This window comes from Streptomyces sp. YIM 98790, assembly GCF_011421595.1.
GTDB lineage: Bacteria > Actinomycetota > Actinomycetes > Streptomycetales > Streptomycetaceae > Streptomyces.
Genome location: NZ_WTLH01000043.1, coordinates 12,318 through 35,404, shown reverse-complemented (window position 1 = coordinate 35,404; position 23,087 = coordinate 12,318). Strand labels below are relative to the sequence as shown.

Sequence of the window (23,087 nt, the reverse complement as noted above, 5' to 3'; positions counted from 1 at the left end):
AGTGCGGCGGCCGCCCCGGCACCGGCCACGGCGGCGCCGAGCACCGCCCGGCGGCCCACCGGGCCCGGGCCCGTCTCCGTCCCCGCCGGGGTCCGGGCGTCCCCGGATGCTGCCCGCTGCTTCGCTGCCATGCGCGCTCCTGAGAGGTGAAGCCGTTCTGGGTGCGGACCGATGCTAGGAGCGGCCGGTGATCCCGTCGGGGTCCTGCGGGCGAACAGTTGCCGAAGTCGGTGCTACGCGCATCCGGCCGGCCGCCGCGGCACGGGCCGCCGGAGTACGGGAGCCGGGACGGTGGAGCCGGGACGGTCACCGTGCCGGGGCCCGGGGCGGGACGGCGCACGCCGGTCCGGCGCGGTGCACCGGCTGTGCGGGCCACGGGGGCGCGCGATATGGTCCTGAGCTGCGCGATGAGTGCGCGGCTTGTCTCGACCGGAGGGGTCTGTTGTCCTTTCAGCTGCTGAAGCTCTTTCTCGGACCGCTGCTGAGGCTGCTGTTCCGGCCCCGGGTGGAGGGCGCCGAGAACATTCCCGGCACCGGTCCGGTGATCCTGGCGGGCAACCATCTGACGTTCATCGACTCGATGATCCTGCCGCTGGTGTCCGGGCGGCGGGTGTTCTTCATCGGCAAGGACGAGTATGTGCGCGGCCGGAGCCTGAAGGGCCGGCTGATGGCCTGGTTCTTCACCGCGGTCGGCATGATCCCGGTGGACCGGGACGGCGGGCACGGCGGTGTGGCGGCCCTGATGACCGGCCGGCGGATCCTGGAGGAGGGCAAGGTCTTCGGGATCTATCCGGAGGGCACCCGCTCCCCGGACGGACGGCTGTACCGCGGGCGGACCGGCATCGCCCGGCTGACGCTGATGACCGGGGCTCCGGTGGTGCCGTTCGCCATGATCGGCACCGACCGGGTGCAGCCGGGCGGGGCCGGGCTGCCCCGGCTGGGACCGGGGCGGCGCATCCAGGTGCGGTTCGGCCGGCCGCTGGACTTCTCCCGCTACGACGGCATGGACCGGGACCGCTACGTGCTGCGGGCGATCACCGACGAGGTGATGACCGAGGTGATGCGGCTCTCCGGCCAGGAGTACGTCGACATGTACGCCACCAAGGCGAAGAGCGTCCGCACCGCGGCCTGAGCCGCCGGCCGCGGGCCCGGGCGGCCGGGCCGCGAGGGGATGACCGCGGCCGTCGCCCGCTCCCCCGCCGGGCCCGGACCGGGCAGCGGGCCGGGGAGCGCGCTCCCGTCCGGCCCCCGGGCGGGAGCTGCCGGACCCCGTCTCCGACCGCGTCGGCCTGCGGTGTTTACCATGAGCGGACCGCCCGGCGGCAACGCCGGTGCGCAGCTCGAACAAGGAGTCCCATGCCGGCCACCGATTCCGTGCCCGCCCCCGCCCCCCTCCGCTGGGGCATCCTGTCCACCGGGGGAATCGCCGAGAAGTTCACCCAGGACCTGGCCACCATGCCGGATGCCGAGGTCGCCGCCGTCGGGTCCCGCACCCGGGAGTCCGCCGCCGCGTTCGCCGAGCGGCACGGCATCCCGCGGGCCTGGGGAAGCTGGGAGGAGATGGCCGCCGACCGGGAGCTGGACGTGGTGTACGTGGCCACCCCGCAGACCGGCCACGCCGCCGCCACGCGGCTGTTCCTCCGGGCCGGCGTCCCGGTGCTGTGCGAGAAGCCGTTCACCCTCTCCGAGGCGGAGGCCCGGCCGCTGGTGGACCTCGCCCGGGAACGCGGGGTCTTCCTCATGGAGGCCATGTGGACCTACTGCAACCCGGTGATCCGGAAGATGACCGAGCTGCTGGCGGACGGCGCCATCGGCGAGGTGCGGGCGGTGCACGCCGACTTCGGGCTGCCCGGTCCCTTCCCGCCCGGCCACCGGCTGCTCGACCCGGCACGGGGCGGCGGCGCCCTGCTGGACCTGGGTGTCTATCCGGTCTCGCTGGCCCATCTGGTGCTGGGCGAGCCGGAGTCGGTGAGCGCCCACGGCCGGCTGGAGGGCGGCGTGGACGTCAACACCGGGATGCTGTTCGGTTACGCCTCCGGCGCGGTGGCCGCGCTGACCTGCTCGCTCTACGCCGACACCCCGCTGCGCGCGGCGGTGACCGGCACGCGCGGCCGGATCGAGTTCCCGCGCGGCTTCTTCTTCCCCGAGGAGTTCGTGCTGCACCGGCCGGACCGCGAGCCCGAGGAGTTCACCGGCTACCGGCCGGGCCGCACCTTCGTGCACCAGGCGGCCGAGGTGATGCGCGCGCTGCGGGCCGGGGAGAAGGAGTCGCCGCTGGTGCCGCTGGACGGCAGCCTGGCCGTGATGCGCACCCTGGACCGGGTGCGGGACGCCATCGGCCTGCGCTTCCCGGGCGAAGACGCCCGCTGATCCCGGCCCGCTGTGCCGGCCGGTGACCCGCCCGGCGGCGCCCGGCCGGGGGCTGTCGGCCGGTCAGGGCCCGCTGCAGNCGCTGATCCCGGCCCGCTGTGCCGGCCGGTGACCCGCCCGGCGGCGCCCGGCCGGGGGCTGTCGGCCGGTCAGGGCCCGCTGCAGGGAGGGCCGGGGGACACGGGCCGCGCGGCCCGTGTCCCCCGGCCCTCCGCCGTCTCGTCGCCTGCTCAGGACGCCGTGGTCCGGCCGGTGCCGGCCCAGGCGCGCTGCGCGGCGAGTCCGGCCTTGACCTCGTCGAGCTGGACGGCCACCGCGGCGGGCGCGGTGCCGCCGCGCCCGGCGCGCGCGGCGAGCGCGCCCGGCACGCTGAGCACCTCCCGCACACCGGGCGTCAGCCGGGGGGAGATCCTGGCGAACTGTTCGTCCGTGAGCTGGTCCAGCTCGATGCCCTCGGCCTCGCACACCTTGACGCACTCGCCGGCGATGTCGTGCGCGTCGCGGAACGGCACGCCCCGCTTGACCAGCCACTCGGCCACGTCGGTGGCCAGCGAGAAGCCCGCCGGGGCCAACTGCTCCATCCGTTCCCGGTGCACGGTCAGCGTGGCCATCATCCCGGTGAACGCCGGAAGCAGCACCTCCAGCTGGTCGCAGGAGTCGAAGACCGGCTCCTTGTCCTCCTGCAGATCCCGGTTGTAGGCCAGCGGCAGTGCCTTGAGGGTGGCCAGCAGCCCGGTCAGATTGCCGATCAGCCGCCCCGACTTGCCGCGCGCCAGCTCGGCGATGTCCGGGTTCTTCTTCTGCGGCATGATCGACGATCCGGTGGAGTAGGCGTCATGCAGGGTCACGAAGGAGAACTCCTTGGTGTTCCAGATGATCACCTCCTCCGCGATCCGGGACAGGTCCACGCCGATCATCGCGGTGATGAAGGCGAACTCGGCGACGAAGTCGCGGGAGGCGGTGCCGTCGAGGGAATTGCCCGCCGAGCCGTGCTCGAAGCCCAGTTCGCGGGCGACCGCCTCCGGGTCCAGCCCCAGCGAGGAACCGGCCAGCGCGCCCGAGCCGTACGGCGAGACCGCGGTGCGCGCGTCCCACTGCCGCAGCCGCTCGCCGTTGCGGGCCAGCGCCTGCACATGGGCCAGGACATGGTGGGCGAAGAGCACCGGCTGCGCGTGCTGCAGGTGGGTGCGGCCGGGCATGGCGACGTCCGGGTGCGCCTCGGCCAGTCCGATCAGCGCCTGCTGCAGATCGGCGAGCAGCCCGCCGATGATCCGCGCGTGGTCCCGCAGATACATCCGGAACAGCGTGGCCACCTGGTCGTTGCGGGAGCGCCCGGCGCGGAGCTTGCCGCCCAGTTCCGGGCCGAGCCGCTCCAGCAGGCCCCGCTCCAGCGCGGTGTGCACGTCCTCGTCGGCGAGGGTGCCGGTGAACGAGCCGTCCGCGACGTCGGCGGCCAGCCGGTCCAGCCCGGCCAGCATCCGTTCCAGTTCGTCGTCGGTGAGCAGTCCCGCGGAGTGCAGCACCCGGGCGTGCGCCCGGGAGCCGGCGATGTCGTAGGGCGCCAGCCGCCAGTCGAAGTGGACCGAGGCGGAGAGCCTGGCCAGGGCCTCGGAGGGCCCGTCGGCGAACCGGCCGCCCCAGAGCCGCAGGTCGGGTCCGTTGCCCGGTGAGGTGCTGTCGGTCACTGGGCCGGGGCCCCGTCCTGGGTCCGCAGCGAACGCTGGGCGGCGATCTTGGTGGACAGCCCGAAGATCTCGATGAAGCCCTTGGCCATGGACTGGTCGAAGGTGTCGCCGGTGTCGTAGGTGGCGAGGTTGAAGTCGTAGAGCGACTGCGCGGACTTCCGGCCGGTCACCACGGCCCGGCCGCCGTGCAGGGTCATCCGGATGTCGCCGCTGACGTAGGTGTTCGCCTCGTCGATGAAGCCTTCCAGGGCCTGCTTGAGCGGGGAGAACCACAGCCCGTCGTAGACCAGCTCGGTCCAGCGCTGCTGCACCTGCCGCTTGAACCGGGCCAGTTCCCGCTCGACGGTGACGGCCTCCAGCTCCCGGTGCGCGGTGATCAGCGCGATGGCGCCGGGGGCCTCGTAGACCTCGCGGGACTTGATGCCGACCAGCCGGTCCTCGACCATGTCCAGCCGGCCCACGCCCTGGGCGCCGGCCCGCTCGTTGAGCTGCTGGACGGCCTGCAGCGGGGTGACCGCGACACCGTCGATCGCCACCGGCACGCCCTGCTCGAAGGTGAGGACGACCTCGTCCGCCTCGCGGGGCTCGGCCGGGTTCCGGGTGTACTCGTAGAGGTCCTCGACCGGGCCGTTCCAGATGTCCTCCAGGAAGCCGGTCTCCACGGCCCGCCCGAAGACGTTCTGGTCGATGGAGTACGGGGACTTCTTGGTGGTGGCGATGGGCAGGCCCTTGGCCTCGGCGAAGGCGATGGCCTTGTCCCGGGTCATGGCGTAGTCCCGGACCGGGGCGATGCACTTCAGGCCGGGGGCCAGCGAGGAGATGCCGGCCTCGAACCGCACCTGGTCGTTGCCCTTGCCGGTGCAGCCGTGGGCCACGATGCCGGCGTTGTGCTTCTCGGCGGCGGCCACCAGGTGCTTGACGATCACCGGCCGGGAGAGCGCCGAGACCAGCGGGTACTGGTCCATGTAGAGGGCGTTGGCCTTGACGGCGGGGACGCAGTACTCCTGGGCGAACTCGTCCCGGGCGTCCACCACCTCGGCCTCGACCGCGCCGCAGGCGAGCGCGCGCTTGCGGATGACGTCCAGATCCTCGCCGCCCTGGCCGACGTCCACGGCCACGGCGATCACCTCGGCGCCGGTTGCCTCGGCGATCCAGCCAATACAGACGGAGGTGTCCAGTCCGCCGGAGTAGGCGAGGACGACGCGCTCGGTCACGGGAGTCTCCTTAGAAGCATGCAGCGACAGGAATAAGTATGCAGACTTCCGCATGTTCCGTCAACGCGGCCCCGCGGGCCGGGCGGGAAAGGGGCGCGGACCCGGCCGGGCGGGCCGCGGCCGGCCGGGTTGAAGCACCGCCCGCGCCTCCCGTGCACCGACAACCCCGCAGGTCAACCGCGCAAGGAGGGCCGACGGGCGGTGCTTCGTGGCACCGGGCGCACGCTCCGGAACGGAGTGCGCCGTTCCGGAACCCTCCTGTACGCCCCCAAGCTGGAGACACCGCACGACGTCCGCGCATCACCGACGCACCCTTCCTCGACGAGTCCGTCCGCGACGAGCCCTTCCGCGACCGGCCCCGCCGGCCGCCTTGTCCCGAGTCCTCACCTCGCCCTCGCACGACCCTCAGGGGGAGCGTTTCCATGCCCGTCGATCTCGGTATGCCCGCCCGGCCCGTCGCCGCCCGCAGACCGTCCCGCCGCATCATGGTGGGCCCGGTGCCGGTCGGCGGCGGGGAGCCGGTCTCCGTCCAGTCCATGACCACCACCGTCACCGCCGACGTGGGTGCCACTCTCCGCCAGATCGCCGGACTCACCGCCGCCGGGTGCCAGATCGTCCGGGTAGCGGTGCCCTCGCAGGACGACGCCGATGCCCTGCCGGAGATCGCCCGGCAGTCCCGGATCCCGGTGATCGCCGACATCCACTTCCAGCCCCGCTACGTGTTCGCCGCGATCGAGGCGGGCTGCGCCGCGGTCCGGGTCAATCCCGGCAACATCCGCCGCTTCGACGACCGGGTCCGGGAGATCGCCCGGGCGGCCGGCGACGCCGGGGTACCGATCCGGATCGGCGTGAACGCGGGCTCGCTGGACGAACGGCTGCTGCGCAAGCACGGCCGGGCCACCCCCGCCGCGCTGGTGGAGTCCGCGCTGTGGGAGTGCTCCCTGTTCGAGGAGCACGGCTTCCGCGACCTCAAGATCTCGGTCAAGCACCACGACCCCGTGGTGGCGGTCGAGGCGTACCGGCAGCTGGCCGCCGAGTGCGACTACCCGCTGCACCTGGGGGTCACCGAGGCCGGGCCGCTGCTCCAGGGCACGGTCAAGTCGGCGGTGGCCATGGGGCGGCTGCTCGGCGAGGGCATCGGCGACACCATCCGGGTCTCGCTCTCCGCGCCCCCGGTGGAGGAGGTCAAGGTCGGCATCGGCATCCTGGAGTCGCTGGGCCTGCGCGAGCGCTCGCTGGAGATCGTCTCCTGCCCGTCCTGCGGGCGCGCCCAGGTGGACGTCTACCGGCTGACCGACCAGGTGGCCGCGGCCTTCGAGGGTTTCCCGCATCCGCTGCGGGTGGCGGTCATGGGCTGCGTGGTGAACGGCCCCGGCGAGGCGCGCGAGGCCGACATCGGAGTCTCCTCGGGCAACGGCAAGGGCCAGATCTTCGTCCGCGGCGACGTGGTGCGGACCGTTCCCGAGTCCCGGATCGTGGAGGCCCTGCTCGAGGAGGCGCTCCGCCTGGCCGGGGAGCAGGCAGCCGAACAGCCACCGGAACAGTCGCTCGACCGTGCCGGGGAACGGGCCGGACATGCCGGGATCCCGGCCGTCGCGCAGGAGGTGGCCCGATGACCACCGCCCCCGACACCGGCCAGGCCCGCCCGGCCCGCGCCGCGCTGCGCCGCTCCCGGACGCTGCTGGAGCCCGCCCTGCACACCTGGGTCCGCAGACTGCCGGGCCCGGTCGCCCGGGTCGCCGCCTACCACTTCGGCTGGACCGACGCGGCCGGCCGGCCGGACAGCGGGCCGGCCGGCAAGGCGCTGCGCCCGGCGCTGGTCTTCACCTGCGCCGAGGCGGTCGGCGGCTCCCCCAGGGAGGCGGTGGCCCCGGCCGTGGCGGTGGAGCTGGTGCACAACTTCTCGCTGCTGCACGACGACATCCTGGACGGGGACACCACCCGGCGGCACCGGGCGACGGCCTGGACGGTGTTCGGCTCCCCGGCCGCGCTGCTGGCCGGGGACGCGCTGCTGGCCCAGGCCACCCGGGTGCTGGCCGAGGACCGCAGCCCCCGCGCGGCCGCCGCCATCGGTCTGCTGGCGGACGCCACCACCCGGCTGATCGAGGGCGAGCAGGCGGATCTCTCCTTCGAGGAGCGGGACACCGTCTCGCTCGCCGAGTGCCTGGCCATGACCGAGCGGAAGACGGCCCAGCTGCTGGCCTGCTCCTGCGCGCTGGGCGCGCTGTGGGGCGGCGGCTCGGCGGAGCAGACCGAGTCGCTGCGCCGTTTCGGGCACCACCTGGGCATGGCGTTCCAGCTCGCCGACGACCTGCTGGGAATCTGGGGCGATCCGGAGGTCACCGGCAAACCGGCGGGCGCGGATCTGACCAGCCGGAAGAAGTCCCTGCCGGTGGTGGCCGCCCTCGCCTCGGGCAGCCCGGCCGCGGCCGCGCTGGCCGCGGCGTACCGCCGCCCGGGCAGTGACGACGGCCCGGAGCAGACCGCGCGGCTGGCCGGACTGGTCGAGCGGGCCGGCGGCCGGGCCTGGGCGGAGAACGCCGCGGCCGAACAGCTCGCCCTGGCACTCGGCGCGCTGGAGTCCGCCGCGCCCGCCGAGCGTCCCGCCGCCGAGCTCACCGCCCTGGCCCACCTGGCCGCCCGCCGCGACCACTGACCGCCCCCCGTCCGTCCGGCCCCGGTCCTCCTCCCGGGGCCGGACGCCTTTCCGTCCCGTTTCCCGGGCCGTCGCCGCGGAGGCGGCAGGCCCCGGCGGTCAGCGCTCGTGTTCGGCGAGTCGCAGGAGGTGGTCGGCGAGGGTCTGGCCGCCGGAGGGATCGCGGCTGATCAGCAGCACGGTGTCGTCCCCGGCGATGGTGCCGAGGATGGCGTGCAGCTCCGCCTGGTCGATGGCGGAGGCCAGGAACTGCGCGGCGCCCGGCGGGGTGCGCAGCACCACCAGATTGGCCGATGCCTCGGCGGAGATCAGCAGCTCCCCGGCCAGACGGGCCATCCGCTGTTCCTTCACCGACTCGCCCAGCGGAGCGTGCGGCGTGCGGAATCCCCCCTCGCTGGGCACGGCGTAGATCAGCTCGCCCTTGTCGTTGCGGATCTTCACCGCGCCCAGTTCGTCCAGGTCCCGGCTCAGCGTGGCCTGGGTGACGCTCAGCCCGTCGTCCAGCAGCAGTCTGGCCAGCTGGCTCTGCGACCGCACCGGCTGCCGGTTGAGGATCTCCACGATCCTGCGGTGGCGCGCGGTACGCGTCTGCGGTACGGCGTGGCCGCCGTTGCGAGCGCCCGTCATCTCCGTCCTTCCGGCCTGGCGGCTCCACCCGCCGCGCTGCCCTGCACACCGGTGACGCCTGCGGCACCGGCGGTGCCCGTGGCGCCGGCGGTGCCGGTGTCCACGGTGTCCACGGTGTCCAGGATCGCGGGCAGGGCCGCCAGCAGCGCGTCCGCCTCGGCATCACCGGCGATCAGCGGAGGCGCCAGCCGGATCACGTCCGGCGCCACCGCCTGCACCAGGATTCCCGCGTTCTGCGCCGCCTGCTGGACCTGCGCGGCACGCGGCTCGGTGAGCACGATACCGAGCAGCAGCCCGGCTCCCCGCACCCGGTCCACCAGCGGGTGTCCGAGCTGCCGGATTCCGTCGCGCAGCCGCTCCCCGGTGCGCTTGACGTTCTCCAGCAGACCGGTGGAGGTGATGGTGTCGAGCACGGCCAGCGCGGCGGCACAGGAGACCGGGTTGCCGCCGAAGGTGGAGCCGTGCCGGCCCGGCGTGAGCAGTCCGGCGGCGGGCCCGAAGGCCAGCGTGGCGCCGATCGGCAGGCCGCCGGCCAGCCCCTTGGCCAGGGTGATCAGGTCCGGCTCGACACCCTCGGCCTGTCCGGCGAACCAGTGACCGGTGCGGCCGATGCCGGTCTGCACCTCGTCCAGGGCGAGCAGCGTGCCGGTGGCGCGGGTGATCTCGCGGGCCGCGGCCAGATAGCCGGCCGGCGGTACCACCACGCCGTTCTCGCCCTGGATGGGCTCCAGCAGCACCATGGCGGTGTCCTCGGTGACGGCGGCGCCGAGCGCCTCGGCGTCGCCGTAGGGGACGTGGCGCACACCGCCCGGCAGCGGATGGAACCCGTCCTGCTTGGCGCTCTGGCCGGTCAGCGCCAGCGCACCCATGGTGCGGCCGTGGAAGCCGCCGTGGGAGGCCACGATCTGCGGCCGGCCGGTGAGCCGGGCGATCTTGAACGCGGCCTCGTTGGCCTCCGCGCCGGAGTTGGAGAAGTACACCCTGCCGGGGCGGCCGGCCAGTTCCAGCAGGCGTTCGGCGAGCGCCACGGTGGGTTCGGCCACGAACAGGTTGGAGACGTGGCCCAGGGTGGCGATCTGCTCGGAGACCGCGGCGACGACCGCCGGATGTGCGGTGCCCAGGGAGTTCACCGCGATACCGCCGATGAAGTCCAGGTACTCGCGGCCGTCGGCGTCCCACAGCCGGGTGCCCCGGCCGCGCACCAGCGGGATGCGCGGGGTGCCGTAGTTGTCGGTGTGGGCCGCCTGCCAGCGCCGGGTGAGCGCCTCGTTGCCGGACGGCCGGGCGCCGCCGCCCTCGGTGTCGGCTGTCATCATGCTGCCCCTCCTCAGGCCGCCGGGCCGCCGGGCACGTCGTCCGGCACGACCATCGTGCCGATGCCCTCGTCCGTGAAGATCTCCAGCAGAATCGAGTGCGGAACGCGCCCGTCGATGACGCGGGCGGTGCGCACTCCGTTGCGGACCGCGTGCAGGCAGCCCTCCATCTTGGGCACCATGCCGCTGGACAGCTCGGGCAGCAGCGCTTCGAGCTGCTTGGCGGTGAGCTCGCTGATCACCTCGTCGCTCTCCGGCCAGTTGGCGTACAGGCCCTCGACATCGGTGAGCACCATCAGCGTCTCGGCGCCCAGCGCGGCGGCCAGCGCGGCCGCGGCGGTGTCGGCGTTGACGTTGTAGACGTGGTCGTCGTCCATGCTGCGGGCGATGGAGGAGATGACCGGGATCCGGCCGTCGTCCAGCAGGGCCTGCACCGCGCCGGTGTCGATGGCGGTGACCTCGCCGACCCGGCCGATGTCCACGCGTTCGCCGTCCACCTCGGCCCACCGCTTGGTGGCGGTCATCAGGCGGGCGTCCTCGCCGGTCATCCCGACGGCCAGCGGGCCGTGCCGGTTGAGCAGGCCGACCAGTTCGCGCTGGACCTGGCCGGCCAGCACCATGCGGACCACGTCCATGGTCTCCGGGCTGGTCACCCGGAGTCCGGCGGTGAAGGTGGACTCCAGGCCGAGCCGGTCCAGCTGGGCGTTGATCTGCGGGCCGCCGCCGTGCACCACCACCGGGCGCAGTCCGGCGTGGCGCAGGAAGACCACGTCCTGGGCGAAGGCCGCCTTGAGCTCCTCGTCGACCATGGCGTTGCCGCCGAACTTGACGACCACGGTCCTGCCGTGGTGGCGGGTCAGCCAGGGCAGGGCCTCGATCAGGATTCTGGCCTTGGGCAGTGCGGTGTGCCTGCGGGCGGTCCGGTTTCCCGTCGCCGGTCCGGCGGTGTGCTCGGCGGTGTGTTCGGCGTCGTGCCGGCTGATGCTCATGAGGAGTAGGCGCTGTTCTCGTGGACGTAGTCGGCGGTCAGGTCGTTGGTCCAGACGGTGGCGGTGTGGTCGCCGGCCGCCAGATCGGCGACCACGTGCACTTCCCGGAAGCGCATGTCGACCAGTCCCCGGTCCTCGCCGGTGCTGCCGTCGCGGCAGACCCAGACGCCGTTGATGGCGACGCTCAGCCGGTCCGGTTCGAAGACCGCGTCGGTGGTGCCGATCGCGGAGAGCACCCGGCCCCAGTTCGGGTCCTCGCCGTGCACCGCGCACTTGAAGAGGTTGGAACGGGCGATGGCCCGGCCGACCGTCACCGCGTCGTCCTCGGAGGCGGCGCCGGTGATCTCGATCCTGATGTCCTTGGAGGCGCCCTCGGCGTCGGCGACCAGCTGCCGGGCGAGGTCCGCGCAGACCGCGGTGACCGCGGCGGTGAACTCGTGGTGGTCCGGGGTGACACCGGAGGCGCCGGAGGCCAGCAGCAGCACGGTGTCGTTGGTGGACAGGCAGCCGTCGGAGTCGACCCGGTCGAAGGTGACCCGGGTGGCCTCGCGCAGCGCCTTGTCGAGGGCGGCCGGGTCCAGGTCGGCGTCGGTGGTGAGCACGCAGAGCATGGTGGCCAGGCCCGGGGCGAGCATGCCGGCGCCCTTGGCCATGCCGCCCACCGTCCAGCCCTCTCCCCCGCCGACCGCGGTCTTGTGCACGGTGTCGGTGGTCTTGATGGCGATGGCGGCCTTCTCCCCGGCGTGCGGGGAGAGCCGGGCGGCGGCCTCCGCGATGCCCGGCAGCAGCTTGTCCATGGGCAGCCGGACACCGATCAGCCCGGTGGACGCCACGGCGATCTCGCCGGCGTTGTGGCCCAGCACCTCGGCGGCCTTCTCGGCCGTGGCGTGGGTGTCCTGGAAGCCGAGCGGTCCGGTGCAGGCGTTGGCGCCGCCGGAGTTGAGGACGACCGCGGTGACCTCGCCGCCCTTGAGCACCTGCTCGGACCAGATCACCGGCGCGGCCTTGACCCGGTTGGCGGTGAAGACGCCGGCGGCGGCACGGCGGGGCCCGTTGTTGACCACCAGGGCCAGGTCGGGGCTGCCGTTCTCCTTGATTCCGGCCGCGATGCCCGCGGCCGTGAATCCCTGCGCTGCCGTCACGCTCACTGCGGATCTCCGTTCGGGAGTGCGGAAGGGGGGTGCCGGTCCGGAGTGCCGGGCCGGAGGGTGAGGAAAGGGGGCCGGCCGCCCGGGGTGCCGGGGCCGGCGTTCAGGGGGCGAGGCCGGTGACCGGCAGGCCCAGCTCCTCGGGCAGGCCGAGGGCGATGTTCATGGCCTGCACGGCACCGCCGGCCGTGCCCTTGGTGAGGTTGTCGATGGCGCTGACGGCGACGATGCGGCCGGCCTGCTCGTCGAGCGTGACCTGGACCTGCGCGGTGTTGGCCCCGGTCACGGCCGCGGTGCCGGGCCACCGCCCCTCGGGCAGCAGCCGCACGAAGGGTTCGCCGGCCAGCGCCTTGGCGTAGCTCTCGCGCAGCGCCGCGGCGGTGACGCCGGGCCTGGCCCGGGCCGTGCAGGTGGCCAGGATGCCGCGCGGCATGGGCGCCAGGGTGGGGGTGAAGGAGACCGTGACCGGTTCCCCGGCCACGGCCGACAGATTCTGGATCATCTCCGGGGTGTGCCGGTGCACGCCGCCCACGCCGTACGGGCTCATGGCGCCCATCACCTCGCTGCCCAGCAGGTGCGGCTTGAGGGACTTGCCCGCGCCGGAGGTGCCGGACGCGGCCACGATCACCGCCTCGGGCTCGGCCAGGCCCGCCGCGTAGGCGGGGAAGAGGGCGAGGGTGACGGCGGTCGGGTAGCACCCGGGGACCGCGATGCGCCGGGACCCCCGCAGCGCGTCGCGGGCCCCGGGCAGTTCGGGGAGGCCGTAGGGCCAGGTGCCGGCGTGCGGGGTGCCGTAGTACCGCTGCCAGGCGCCGGCGTCGGCCAGCCGGAAGTCAGCCCCGCAGTCGATGATCAGCGCGGTGTCGCCGAGCCGCTCGGCCACCGCGGCGGACTCGCCGTGCGGCAGGGCGAGGAAGACCACGTCGTGCCCGGCGAGCGCCTCGGGGGTGGTGGCCTCCAGCACCCGGTCGGCCAGCGGCGTCAGGTGCGGCTGGAGCGCACCCAGCGGCTGCCCGGCGTTGGAGTTGCCGGTCAGGGCGCCGATCTCGGCCTCGGGGTGCCCGAGCAGCAGGCGCAGGATCTCGCCGCCCGCATAGCCGCTCGCACCCGCCACCGCTGCCCGCACTGTCATCGCCTCCACCCGCCGCCGTCATGCACTCGATGGCATAACTATACGGCCATTGGAAGGATCATGCAATGGTCCGTACCGGGCCCGCGGCGGCGTCGGCCGGGCGCGCTCAGCCCAGGCGCAGGTTCCAGCGGCCGCTGGTGCCGCTGATGCTGACCACGGACAGCGGGTGCACCTCGGTCCGCCAGTAGGCCTGGGGCGGCGCCTTGAGCACATACAGCATGGCGGCACGGATCACCGCGGCCTCGGTGACGGCCACGATCCAGCCGTCCTGCCCCACCGGGCGGGTGTCCAGCCAGTTGCCCACACGGGCCACGAAGGCGACCAGCGGCTCACCGCCGTGCGGCGCGGAACGGGGATCGCTGTACCAGGCGTCCACCGCGGCGGGCTCCCGGGCGGTGACCTCGCGCAGCGTCAGCCCGCTCCAGCGGCCCATGTCGCACTCGCGCAGCGCGGGCTGGGCCAGCGGCGCCAGTCCCAGCACATCACCGGTCTGCCGGGCGCAGGGCGTGGGCGAGCAGTAGCGGAGCTCGGCAGCGGCCAGCGGGGCGAGCACCGGCAGCGCCCGCTCGACGGCCTGCCAGCCGGCCATGTCCAGCGGGCGGTCGTCACCGAAGCGGAGATCCAGCAGCGGGGAGCTGCGGGCCGCCGCGACCAGCGTGACCAGCATGGGCACAGCGTACGAGCGGCTGACCTGCGGCACCACGGTCGTACGTGAGTTCTTGCGAAATTTCCCGTGGCGGGCACAGACAGCGGGTGTATACCGCACCCATGCAGGAGGAAGACACCCGGAGCAACAGCAACGGCCCAAATACCTCATCCGCCATAAAATGGTGGTGGCACGAGCTGAATGGCACCAGCAATCAGGAGGGCTGCCCATGCATGCCAAGACGGGCGACAAGGTGGTCACCCACGGCCGTACGGTGGGCCAGAAGGACCGGGTGGCGGAGATCGTCGAAGTCATGGGAAAGAACGGCGAGCCGCCCTATCGGGTCCGCGACGACCAGGGGCATGAAAGCGTGCTCTACCCGGGCCCGGACTCCGAGGTGAAGACCGGCGGCGCCTGACCGGAAGCGCGCGGAGCCGGCCGGCGGCGTCGGCTCACCGGCCCGGGGTATCCTCACGGGCCGCGGCGGACGACGCCGCCGGCTCCTGGTAGTGATCCTCGCGGACCCGGCTCATCGCGCCCAGCGGGTCGGCCGCCACCTTGGCGGCCGAGAAGAACACATGGCCCGCCACCTGGGGATGGTCCCGGCAGAAGGTGAGATGGCGGGAGAGCTCCGCCGGATCGCTCCACTGCTCGGGCTGCGCCGGGTCCCCCACCTTGTACAGCGCCTCCCCGATGTACAGCCGCACCCCGGTGCCCTCGGCCACCGCCGACCACCAGGGCACCAGCTCGGCGTAGTCGGCGGCGGAGTGGCCGATGTGCCAGTAGACCTGCGGCAGCACATAGTCCAGCCGGCCCTCGCGCACCCAGCGCCGGGTGTCGGCGTAGAGGTCGTCGTAGGTCTGCAGGCCGCTGGTCCGCGAGCCCTTCGGATCGGTGCCGCTGTTGCGCCAGATGCCGAACGGGCTGACCCCGAACACCGCCCCGGGCCGGACCTCGCGCACCCGCTGCTGCACCTCCCTGATCAGCAGGTTCACGTTCTCCCGGCGCCAGTCGCCCCGGTCCGTGAACGTCCCGCCGTGGCGGGCGAAGGCCGCGTCGTCGTCGAAGGTCTCGCCCTGCACCGGGTACGGGTAGAAGTAGTCGTCGAAGTGCACGCCGTCGACCGGGTAGTTCTCCACCGCGTGCAGCATGGCGTTCTGCACATGCCGGCGGACCTCGGGGATGCCCGGGTTGAAGTACAGCCGGCCGCCGTAGCTGACCACCCACTCCGGCTGCCGCCGCGCCGGGTGCTCCGCGGCCAGCCGGGAGGGGTCGTCGTGCAGCGCGATCCGGTAGGGGTTGAACCAGGCGTGCAGCTCCAGCCCGCGGTCGTGCGCCGCGCGCACCGCGAAGTCCAGCGGGTCCCAGCCCGGGTCCTTGCCCTGGGTACCGGTCAGCCAGGCCGACCAGGGCTCGTGCGGTGACGGCCAGAAGGCGTCCGCGGTCGGCCTGACCTGGAGGAAGACGGCGTTCAGCCGGTACCGCACGGCCTCGTCCAGCAGCCCGGACAGCTCCTGCCGGGCCTCGGCCGGGGGCAGTCCCGGCCCCGAGGGCCAGTCCAGGTTTCCGACCGTGGAGATCCACGTGCCGCGCAGTCCGTCGCGGGCCGCCGCCCGCCCGGCCGCCACGCCACCGCCTTCACCGGCCGGACCATAGGCGGCGGAGTCGGCCTCGGCCTGCCGCAAGGCCAGGAAACCGGCGAGGGTCCCGGCTGTGGCAAGAGTGAAGGTCCGGCGTGTCATACGTCCCATGCAGTGCCCCTGATCTGCTCGTTCCCTGGTTATGCCCCGCTTTCGGGGTCACCGCACTCCGCACATCTGATCCGATGTTCGGCCCCTTTCTTGATCAGCTCTATCAACAAAACCTCGCAGAAGTCCTTCTGACACACCCTTATGCGAACAACGTTCGACAGTTAACCTCATCGGCACATCGTGGGAGCGCTCCCGTTTTTTCAGTCCACCCCCCTTGCCGCTTATGCGGCCAAGAAGTCAGGAGAGGAGTGCCCGCGTGCGCAGATGGAAAGCTGCCACCGCGGCGCTGGCCGGTTCCGCGCTAGCGGCCGGACTGCTGGGAACCGCGGGAGCGCTGGCGGTTGCCGGAAACGCCGGCGAAGCCGCCGCGAGCACGGCGATCACCCCGGAGGACTACACCTGGGGAAACGTGCGCATCGACGGCGGCGGATTCGTTCCGTCGATCGTCTTCAACCGCACCGAGCCCGATCTGGTCTACGCCCGGACCGACATCGGCGGCGCGTACCGGTGGGACGAATCCGGCCAGCAGTGGACACCGCTGCTCGACTGGGTCGGCTGGGACGAATGGGGCTACACCGGTGTCGCCTCGCTGGCCACCGACCCGGTGGACCCGGACAACGTCTACGCCGCCCTGGGCACCTACACCAATGACTGGGACCCGGACAACGGCGCCATCGGGCGCTCCCGGGACCGCGGCGAGACCTGGCAGGTCACCGAACTGCCCTTCAAGGTGGGCGGCAACATGCCGGGCCGCGGCATGGGCGAGCGCCTGGCGGTCGACCCCCATGACAACTCGGTGCTCTACTTCGGCGCCCCGAGCGGCGAGGGCCTGTGGCGCTCCACCGACTCCGGCGTGACCTGGAACGAGGTCACGTCCTTCCCCAACCCCGGCGACTACATCCTCAACCCCGACGATCCGTGGGGCTACGAGAACGACGAGATCGGTGTGGTCTGGGTCACCTTCGATCCGTCCACCGGCTCCCCGGGCAGCCCGACGCAGACCATCTACGTGGGTGTGGCGGACCTCCAGGAGAGCGTCTACCGCTCCACGGACGGCGGCGCGACCTGGGAGGCGGTGCCCGGCCAGCCGACGGGATACCTCCCCCACAAGGGCGTGCTGGACGAGGGCACCGGCCACCTGTACATCGCCACCAGCGACAACCCCGGGCCGTACGCCGGCGAGGCGGGCCAGGTCTGGCGGCTGGACACGGCCACCGGCACGTGGGAGGACGTCTCCCCGCTGGCCGAGGCCGACACCTACTTCGGCTACAGCGGCCTGAGCGTGGACCGTTCCAACCCGGGCACCGTGATGGTCACCGGATACAGCTCGTGGTGGCCCGACACCCAGATCTTCCGCACCACGGACAGCGGCGAGAACTGGACCGCCATCTGGGAGTGGAGCAGCTACCCGGAGAAGAGCAAGCGGTACACCCTGGACCACTCCTCGGTGCCCTGGCTGACCTTCGCCAAGCAGGCCGTGCCGCCGGAGGATTCGCCCAAGCTGGGCTGGATGACCGAGGGCCTGGAGATCGACCCGCACAACCCGGACCGGATGATGTACGGCACCGGCGCCACCATCTTCGGCACCACCGAACTCACCAACTGGGACAGCGGCCGGACCTTCACCATCCGGCCGATGGTCAAGGGCCTGGAGGAGACCGCGGTCAAGGACCTGGCCAGCCCGCCCAGCGGTGACGCCCAGCTGCTCAGCGCGCTCGGCGACATCGGCGGCTTCCGGCACACCGACATCGACGCCGTGCCGGACCTGATGTACTCCACGCCGTACGTGGGCACCACCACCAGCATCGACTTCGCCGAGCTGGCACCGAACAACGTGATCCGGGTGGGCGAACACGTGGGCAGCAGCGAGGAGCCGACCGTCGCGTTCTCCACGGACGGCGGCCGGAACTGGTTCGCCGGCACCACGCCGGGCGAGGCGGGCGGCGGCACGGTCGCCGCGGCGGCCGACGGCAGCCGCTTCCTGTGGAGCCCCTCGGGCCAGCCGGTGCACTACACCACCACCTTCGGCAGCTCCTGGAGCCAGTCGCAGGGCATTCCGGCCGGTGCCGCGATCACCGCGGACCGGGTCGACCCCTCGCGCTTCTACGGCTTCGCGGGCGGTTCGCTGTACGTCTCCACGGACGGCGGCGCCACCTTCACCGCCACCGTGACCTCCGGTCTGCCCGCCGAGGGCGACATCCGCCTGGAGGCCGCGCCGGGCTTCGAGGGCGACCTGTGGATCGCCGGCGGCAGCGACAGCGGCGCGTACGGGCTGTGGCGGTCCACGGACGGCGGCCAGTCGGTGAGCCGGATCGCCGGCCTGGACAAGGCCGACAACATCGGCCTGGGCAAGGGCGCTCCGGGTGGGACGTACCACACGCTGTACAGCTCCGCGGAAGTGGACGGTGTGCGGGGCATCTACCGTTCGGACGACATCGGACGGACGTGGTTCCGGATCAACGACGACCAGCACCAGTACGGCTGGACCGGCGGCGCCATCACCGGTGACCCGCGGGTGCACGGCCGGGTGTACATCGGCACCAACGGCCGCGGCGTCATCGTCGGCGACACCGACGTCCCCGGCGACCCGGGCGACAGCACCGGCGGCACCACCGGCGGGGACACGGGTGGCGACACCGGTGGTGACACCGGCGGAGACACCGGCGGAGACACCGGCGGGGACACCGGCGGAGACACCGGTGGTGACACGGGAGGTGACACGGGAGGTGACACCGGCGGCACCGGTGACGGCACGTGCGCCGTCGCCTACAGCAAGACCGGCGAATGGCCCGGCGGCTTCCAGGGCGAGGTGCGGGTCAGCAACACCGGCGACACCGCGATCGACCCGTGGGAGCTGGTCTTCACCTTCCCGGACGGCCAGCAGATCACCCAGCTCTGGGGCGGCAGCCACAGCCAGAGCGGCAGCCGGGTGACCGTGACCGGCGCCTCCTGGAACGCCCGGCTGGCGCCCGGGGCCACGGCCTCGTTCGGCTTCCTGGCCAGCTGGCAGGGCACCAACACGGCGCCCACCGCCTTCGCGCTCAACGGCTCCGACTGCTCCACCGGCTGATCCGCCGGCCGGCAGCCGCGCACCGTCCCAGGCCCGCCGCCCGGTGGCTTCCCGCCCCGGGCGGCGGTGCCGTCTCCGGCCGGGGGTAACGTCGGACGTCCAAGCAGTTCCGCAGTGACCGGACAGGGCGAAAGGGCTCGGTGTGACCGACATCGAACGCGTGGGGGTAGTGGGCGCCGGACAGATGGGCGCGGGGATCGCCGAGGTCTGCGCCCGTTCCGGGCTGGACGTACGGGTCGCCGAGACCACCGGCGAGGCCGTGGAGCTGGGACGCACCCGGCTGTTCAGCTCCCTGGCCAAGGCGGCGCAGCGCGGCAAGATCACCGAGGAGGAGCGGGCCGCCGCCGAGGCCCGGATCGGCTTCACCACCGATCTGGGCGAATTCGCCGACCGCGATCTGGTGATCGAGGCGGTGGTGGAGAACGAGCAGGTCAAGACGGAAATCTTCCAGGTCCTGGATCAGGTGGTGACCCGTCCGGACGCCATCCTGGCGTCCAACACCTCCTCCATCCCGCTGGTCAAGCTGGCGGTCGCCACCTCCCGCCCCGACCGGGTGATCGGCATCCACTTCTTCAACCCCGCCCAGGTGCAGCGGCTGGTCGAGCTGATCCCGGCCCTCACCACCTCCCAGGACACCATCGAGCGCACCGAGGCCCTGGTCACCAAGGTGCTGGCCAAGCACCCCATCCGCGCCCAGGACCGTTCCGGCTTCGTGGTCAACGCGCTGCTGATCCCCTACCTGCTCTCCGCCATCCGGATGTTCGAGTCCGGAGCGGCCAGCCGGGAGGACATCGACAACGGCATGGAGCTGGGCTGCGCCCATCCGATGGGGCCGCTGAAGCTCTCCGACCTGATCGGCCTGGACACCGTGGTCTCCGTGGCGCATTCCATGTACGAGGAGTTCAAGGAGCCGCTCTACGCCGCTCCCCCGCTGCTGCAGCGCATGGTGGCGGCCGGCCGCCTCGGCCGGAAGACCGGCGCCGGCTTCTACACCTACTCCTGACGGGGACCATGGCGGCGCTCCCCGGAGCGCCCGCGCCCGGCGGGTGAGATCGTCGGGTCGTCGGGCCCGGGGCGTGCCGCCGTCCGGAGACCAGGAGGAGCAATGGGAACGATCGCGGTGGATTTCGACGGCGTGATCCACACCTACAGCCGGGGGTACGACGACGGATCGATCTACGATCCGCCGGTGCCCGGCGCGGTGGAGGCGCTGCGGGAGCTGATGACGCGGCACGCCGTGTTCGTGTTCACCTCCCGCGACCCGTCGGCCGCGGCCGAGTGGCTGGGCGGCCTGGGCTTCGAGACGGTGGTCGACGCGCCGGGCAGCCGCCGCCGGTTCTGGAACCGTCGCGGCACGCTGCTGGTCACCCAGCGCAAGCTGGCCGCCATGGCGTATGTGGACGACCGGGCGATCCGGTTCGTCGACTGGGAGCAGACCATGGCGGACCTGGCGGCCGAGGGTCTGTGACGGGGCCGCCCCCGGCCCCTCCGGCGACGCTCAGGAGGCCCGCTTGCGGGCGGTCCTCTTCCGCGCGGTCTTCTTCTCCGTGGCCTGCTTCTCCGCGGCCTGCTTCTCCGTCGCCTTTTTCTCCGCGGTCTTCCCTGCCGCCTTCTTCTCCGCGGTCTTCCCTGCCGCCTTCTTCCCCGCCGTCTTCTTCTCCGCGGTCTTCCCGGCCGTGCCCTTCCCGGCGGCGGTCTTCTTCCCGGCCGTCTTCCTCGCGGCGGCCTTACCCCGGGCGGGCGGCGGGCCGCCCTCCTCCGTCTCCGCGGGTTCCTCGCCGCCCCGCCGGGAGGCCAGGGCGGTGACCGTGGCCTCGGCCCCCTCGCCCGCGCCGCGCGCCTCCCGGGCGGCGCGCACGCTGTCCTCCAGCGCCGACATCAGGTCGATCACCTTGGCGCCGGCCGGCCGTTCCTCCGGCAGTTCGGGCAGCTCACCGCTCAGCTTGGCGGTGATCAGCGCGTCCACCGCTTCCCGGTACTCGTCGTGCAGCTCGCTCATGTCGACCTCGCCCAGGGTGTCCATCAGCGTGTCCGCGAGATCGAGCTCCGCGTCCCGGACGCTGATCTGGCCCTGCGGAGCGATCGCCTCGGGGGAGCGGATCTCGTCCGGCCACAGCATGGTGTGCATGCCGAGGACGCCCTCCGACACCGGGCGGAGCACGGCCAGTGTTTCCCGGCCGCGCATGGCCAGCTTGGCGATGGCCACCTTGCCGCTGCGGGCCATGGCCTCGCGCAGCAGCACGTACGGCTTTTCGGCACCGGTGTCCGGCTGCAGGTAGTAGGAGCGGTCGAGCTGGATGAGGTCGATGGTGTCGACCGGCACGAAGCCGAGGATCTCCACCGCCTTGGCGGTGGGCAGCGGCAGGCGGGACAGCTCCTCGTCGGTGATCCGGACGACCGTGCCGTCGGGCGCCTCGTACCCCTTGCCGATCTCCTCGCCCGGCACCTCCTCGTCCTCCAGCTCGCACACCTTGCGGTAGCGGATGCGGCCGTTGTCCGTGGTGTGCAGCTGGCGGAACGAGACGCTGTGGCTCTCGGTCGCGCCGACCACCTTGATGGGGATGCTCACCAGGCCGAAGGAGATGGACCCCTTCCAGATGGATCGCACTGTTCGCCCCTTTCATGCCAGTCTTCTTGGTATGACTGTCACCGAGGTCGAGGGTCGCCGCCTGTCACTCAGCAACCTGGACAAGGTGATCTATCCGGACACCGGGACCACCAAGGGCGAACTGCTGCACTACTACGCGGTCCATGCGGGCGTGCTCCTCCCCCATCTGCGCGACCGCACGGTCAGCTTCCTGCGCTATCCGGACGGGCCGGCGGGCCAGATGTTCTTCACCAAGAACCTGCCGCCGGGCACGCCCGACTGGGTGGCCACCGCCGAGGTGCCGAGCTGGAGCGCCTCCGAGGGGCGGCAGGTGGTGATCCAGGACCTGCCCAGTCTCGTCTGGGCGGCCAATCTGGTGGTGGAGTTTCACATCCACCAATGGCCGGCCGCCACCCCGGCCACCGCCGACCGGCTGATCCTCGATCTCGACCCGGGCGCGCCCGCCGACATCACGGACTGCTGCCGGGTGGCCGGCTGGCTCCGCGACCGGCTGACCGCCGACGGCCTCACCGCCTTCGCCAAGACCTCCGGCTCCAAGGGGCTGCACCTGGTCTGTCCGCTGGCGCCGCCGGCCCCCTCGGAGAAGGTCTCGGCCTACGCCAAGGCCCTGGCCAGGAGTGCCCAGAGCGAGCTGCACGGCAAGGCCACCGCGGTGATGGCCCGCCGCGAGCGGGCGGGCAAGGTCTTCATCGACTGGAGCCAGAACGCCGCCGCCAAGACCACCGCCGCGCCGTACACCGTGCGGGCCCGCGCCACGCCGGGCGTGTCCACGCCGGTCACCTGGGGAGAACTCGCCGACTGCACCGGTCCGGAGCAGCTCCGCTTCGAGCTGCCGGACCTTCCCGCGCGACTGGAGCGGCACGGCGATCCGATGGCCGGGCTGCTCAATCCTCTGCATGCCGCCCCGCTGCCCCCCGCGTAGCATCGACTCCAGCACACCCGGCAATCCCTGCAGTCCCGGCAATCCAGCAGCACCGTCTCGGCGGAGGTGACCGCGTGAGCGACGAATCCCCCGGACCCCCCGAAGCCCAGGAACCTTCCGCGTCCCGCGTTCCCGTCTCCAAGATCGACACCTCGGTGCCGCACTCCGCGCGGATCTGGAACTACTGGCTCGGCGGCACGGACAACTACGACGTGGACCGGGCGGCCGGCGATGCCTACCGGTCGGCGTTCCCCGGGATCACCGAGATCGCCCGGGAGTCGCGCAACTTCCTGATCCGCTCCATCGGCTATCTGGCCCGGGACGCCGGCGTCCGCCAGTTCCTGGACGTGGGCACCGGCCTGCCGACCGCGGACAACACGCACCACATCGCGCAGCGGGCGGCTCCCGACTCCCGGATCGTCTACGTGGACAACGACCCGCTGGTGCTGCTGCACGCCAATGCGCTGCTGACCAGCAGCCGCGAGGGAATGACCGAGTACATCGAGGCGGATCTGCACGAGCCGGAGCGGATCCTGGCCGCGGCCGGGGAGCTGCTGGACCTGTCCCGTCCGGTGGCGCTGATCCTCAGCGGCATCCTGGGCCATGTGCCGGCCTACGAGGAGGCGCGGGGCATCGTGCGGCGGCTGATGGCCGGGCTTCCCTCGGGCAGCTTCCTGGACATCAACGAGGGCGTGGACACCGATCCGGTCTACGCGGCGGCGCAGCGCGAGTACAACGCCAGCGGCGCGATCCCGTACCACCTGCGCACCATGGAGGAGATCGCCGGGTACTTCGAGGGCCTGGAACTGGTCGAGCCGGGCGTGGTGCCGGTGACCCTGTGGCGGCCGGACGTGCCCCCGTACGGCGCTCCGCCCGCGCCCATCGGCCAGGCCGGCGGCGTGGGCCGCAAGCCCTGAGCCGGCCGGCGCGCGACGCGGCAGGGCACGGAGAAGGCA

At 72.7% G+C, this 23,087-nt stretch carries 20 protein-coding genes; 10 read left to right on the top strand and 10 right to left on the bottom strand.

Annotated elements, in window-relative coordinates; genetic code table 11:
* The first annotated feature begins 400 nt into the window (after positions 1-400).
* Positions 401-1,132 (top strand): lysophospholipid acyltransferase family protein, encoded by a 732-nt coding sequence (locus GQS09_RS10390; protein WP_399552472.1) that lies wholly within the window; start codon positions 401-403, stop codon positions 1,130-1,132.
* Positions 1,133-1,356: 224 nt separating this feature from the next.
* Entirely contained in the window at positions 1,357-2,370 is a 1,014-nt protein-coding gene (locus tag GQS09_RS10385) for a Gfo/Idh/MocA family protein (RefSeq protein ID WP_165985720.1), read from the top strand.
* A 230-nt stretch (positions 2,371-2,600) separates the two neighbouring features.
* Here the strand turns inward: GQS09_RS10385 and argH are convergent, their stop codons facing one another.
* Together argH and GQS09_RS10375 are read right to left on the bottom strand one after the other, a co-directional pair.
* The gene (gene argH, locus GQS09_RS10380) at positions 2,601-4,055 is read right to left on the bottom strand and encodes an argininosuccinate lyase (protein WP_165985719.1); all 1,455 of its coding nucleotides are present in this window, start codon (positions 4,053-4,055) and stop codon (positions 2,601-2,603) included.
* Positions 4,052-5,269 (bottom strand): argininosuccinate synthase, encoded by a 1,218-nt coding sequence (locus tag GQS09_RS10375; protein WP_165985718.1) that lies wholly within the window; start codon positions 5,267-5,269, stop codon positions 4,052-4,054. The genes argH and GQS09_RS10375 overlap by 4 nt, the downstream gene beginning before the upstream one ends.
* Positions 5,270-5,691: 422 nt before the next feature.
* Here GQS09_RS10375 and ispG point away from each other — a divergent pair, with 422 nt between their 5' ends.
* Positions 5,692-6,885 carry a flavodoxin-dependent (E)-4-hydroxy-3-methylbut-2-enyl-diphosphate synthase gene (ispG, locus tag GQS09_RS10370; protein ID WP_165985717.1) on the top strand — a complete coding sequence of 398 codons (1,194 nt, stop codon included), beginning with the start codon at positions 5,692-5,694 and terminating at the stop codon, positions 6,883-6,885.
* A complete protein-coding gene (locus GQS09_RS10365; protein WP_165985716.1) occupies positions 6,882-7,925 on the top strand; it encodes a polyprenyl synthetase family protein in 1,044 nt (347 codons plus the stop codon). The genes ispG and GQS09_RS10365 overlap by 4 nt, the downstream gene beginning before the upstream one ends.
* Before the next feature lie 99 nt (positions 7,926-8,024).
* Here GQS09_RS10365 and GQS09_RS10360 read toward each other — a convergent pair whose 3' ends face one another.
* The 6 genes from GQS09_RS10360 to GQS09_RS10335 form a co-directional block, all read right to left on the bottom strand.
* Entirely contained in the window at positions 8,025-8,552 is a 528-nt protein-coding gene (locus GQS09_RS10360; protein ID WP_165985715.1) for an arginine repressor, read from the bottom strand.
* Positions 8,549-9,865, bottom strand: a complete 1,317-nt coding sequence (locus GQS09_RS10355; protein WP_165985725.1) for an acetylornithine transaminase — start codon at positions 9,863-9,865, stop codon at positions 8,549-8,551. Before GQS09_RS10355 ends, GQS09_RS10360 begins: the two co-directional genes overlap by 4 nt.
* A 14-nt stretch (positions 9,866-9,879) precedes the next feature.
* Positions 9,880-10,854 (bottom strand): acetylglutamate kinase, encoded by a 975-nt coding sequence (gene argB / locus GQS09_RS10350; RefSeq protein WP_165985714.1) that lies wholly within the window; start codon positions 10,852-10,854, stop codon positions 9,880-9,882.
* Complete coding sequence (gene argJ, locus GQS09_RS10345; protein WP_165985713.1) at positions 10,851-12,002, bottom strand: bifunctional glutamate N-acetyltransferase/amino-acid acetyltransferase ArgJ; 1,152 nt, start codon at positions 12,000-12,002, stop codon at positions 10,851-10,853. Before argJ ends, argB begins: the two co-directional genes overlap by 4 nt.
* A 103-nt stretch (positions 12,003-12,105) precedes the next feature.
* Positions 12,106-13,134 carry an N-acetyl-gamma-glutamyl-phosphate reductase gene (gene argC, locus GQS09_RS10340; protein ID WP_165985712.1) on the bottom strand — a complete coding sequence of 343 codons (1,029 nt, stop codon included), beginning with the start codon at positions 13,132-13,134 and terminating at the stop codon, positions 12,106-12,108.
* 106 nt (positions 13,135-13,240) lie between these two features.
* Positions 13,241-13,801: a histidine phosphatase family protein gene (locus GQS09_RS10335; RefSeq protein WP_207957669.1), complete on the bottom strand. Its 561-nt coding sequence runs from the start codon at positions 13,799-13,801 to the stop codon at positions 13,241-13,243.
* 208 nt (positions 13,802-14,009) lie between these two features.
* Between GQS09_RS10335 and GQS09_RS10330 the strand changes: the two genes are divergently transcribed.
* Complete coding sequence (locus GQS09_RS10330) at positions 14,010-14,198, top strand: DUF1918 domain-containing protein (protein WP_165985711.1); 189 nt, start codon at positions 14,010-14,012, stop codon at positions 14,196-14,198.
* Between the two features lie 34 nt (positions 14,199-14,232).
* On the opposite strand, the gene GQS09_RS10325 is transcribed toward GQS09_RS10330, so the two are convergent.
* Entirely contained in the window at positions 14,233-15,531 is a 1,299-nt protein-coding gene (locus tag GQS09_RS10325; RefSeq protein WP_165985710.1) for a glycoside hydrolase family 10 protein, read from the bottom strand.
* A 256-nt stretch (positions 15,532-15,787) separates the two neighbouring features.
* On the opposite strand from GQS09_RS10325, the gene GQS09_RS10320 reads away from it, so the two are divergent.
* The 3 genes from GQS09_RS10320 (at position 15,788) to GQS09_RS10310 (ending at position 20,069) form a co-directional block, all read left to right on the top strand.
* A complete protein-coding gene (locus GQS09_RS10320) occupies positions 15,788-18,601 on the top strand; it encodes a cellulose binding domain-containing protein (RefSeq protein ID WP_313896073.1) in 2,814 nt (937 codons plus the stop codon).
* A gap of 142 nt (positions 18,602-18,743) precedes the next feature.
* Positions 18,744-19,604, top strand: a complete 861-nt coding sequence (locus GQS09_RS10315) for a 3-hydroxybutyryl-CoA dehydrogenase (protein ID WP_165985709.1) — start codon at positions 18,744-18,746, stop codon at positions 19,602-19,604.
* Between the two features lie 102 nt (positions 19,605-19,706).
* Entirely contained in the window at positions 19,707-20,069 is a 363-nt protein-coding gene (locus tag GQS09_RS10310) for a hypothetical protein (RefSeq protein ID WP_165985708.1), read from the top strand.
* 30 nt (positions 20,070-20,099) lie between these two features.
* Here the strand turns inward: GQS09_RS10310 and GQS09_RS10305 are convergent, their stop codons facing one another.
* Positions 20,100-21,209 carry a Ku protein gene (locus GQS09_RS10305; protein WP_165985707.1) on the bottom strand — a complete coding sequence of 370 codons (1,110 nt, stop codon included), beginning with the start codon at positions 21,207-21,209 and terminating at the stop codon, positions 20,100-20,102.
* A gap of 31 nt (positions 21,210-21,240) precedes the next feature.
* On the opposite strand from GQS09_RS10305, the gene ligD reads away from it, so the two are divergent.
* The gene (gene ligD, locus GQS09_RS10300) at positions 21,241-22,131 is read left to right on the top strand and encodes a non-homologous end-joining DNA ligase (RefSeq protein ID WP_165985706.1); all 891 of its coding nucleotides are present in this window, start codon (positions 21,241-21,243) and stop codon (positions 22,129-22,131) included.
* 74 nt (positions 22,132-22,205) lie between these two features.
* A complete protein-coding gene (locus tag GQS09_RS10295) occupies positions 22,206-23,048 on the top strand; it encodes an SAM-dependent methyltransferase (RefSeq protein WP_165985705.1) in 843 nt (280 codons plus the stop codon).
* The last annotated feature ends 39 nt before the right edge of the window (positions 23,049-23,087 follow it).

Coding starts and splice junctions, on each gene's coding strand:
- GQS09_RS10330 (WP_165985711.1), top strand. CDS start 14,010: ATGCATGCCAAGACGGGCGACAAGGTGGTCACCCACGGCCGTACGGTG.
- GQS09_RS10365 (WP_165985716.1), top strand. CDS start 6,882: ATGACCACCGCCCCCGACACCGGCCAGGCCCGCCCGGCCCGCGCCGCG.
- GQS09_RS10355 (WP_165985725.1), bottom strand. CDS start 9,865: ATGACAGCCGACACCGAGGGCGGCGGCGCCCGGCCGTCCGGCAACGAG.
- GQS09_RS10385 (WP_165985720.1), top strand. CDS start 1,357: ATGCCGGCCACCGATTCCGTGCCCGCCCCCGCCCCCCTCCGCTGGGGC.
- GQS09_RS10310 (WP_165985708.1), top strand. CDS start 19,707: ATGGGAACGATCGCGGTGGATTTCGACGGCGTGATCCACACCTACAGC.
- GQS09_RS10360 (WP_165985715.1), bottom strand. CDS start 8,552: ATGACGGGCGCTCGCAACGGCGGCCACGCCGTACCGCAGACGCGTACC.
- GQS09_RS10335 (WP_207957669.1), bottom strand. CDS start 13,801: ATGCTGGTCACGCTGGTCGCGGCGGCCCGCAGCTCCCCGCTGCTGGAT.
- ispG (WP_165985717.1), top strand. CDS start 5,692: ATGCCCGTCGATCTCGGTATGCCCGCCCGGCCCGTCGCCGCCCGCAGA.
- GQS09_RS10325 (WP_165985710.1), bottom strand. CDS start 15,531: ATGGGACGTATGACACGCCGGACCTTCACTCTTGCCACAGCCGGGACC.
- ligD (WP_165985706.1), top strand. CDS start 21,241: ATGACTGTCACCGAGGTCGAGGGTCGCCGCCTGTCACTCAGCAACCTG.
- argB (WP_165985714.1), bottom strand. CDS start 10,854: ATGAGCATCAGCCGGCACGACGCCGAACACACCGCCGAGCACACCGCC.
- argC (WP_165985712.1), bottom strand. CDS start 13,134: ATGACAGTGCGGGCAGCGGTGGCGGGTGCGAGCGGCTATGCGGGCGGC.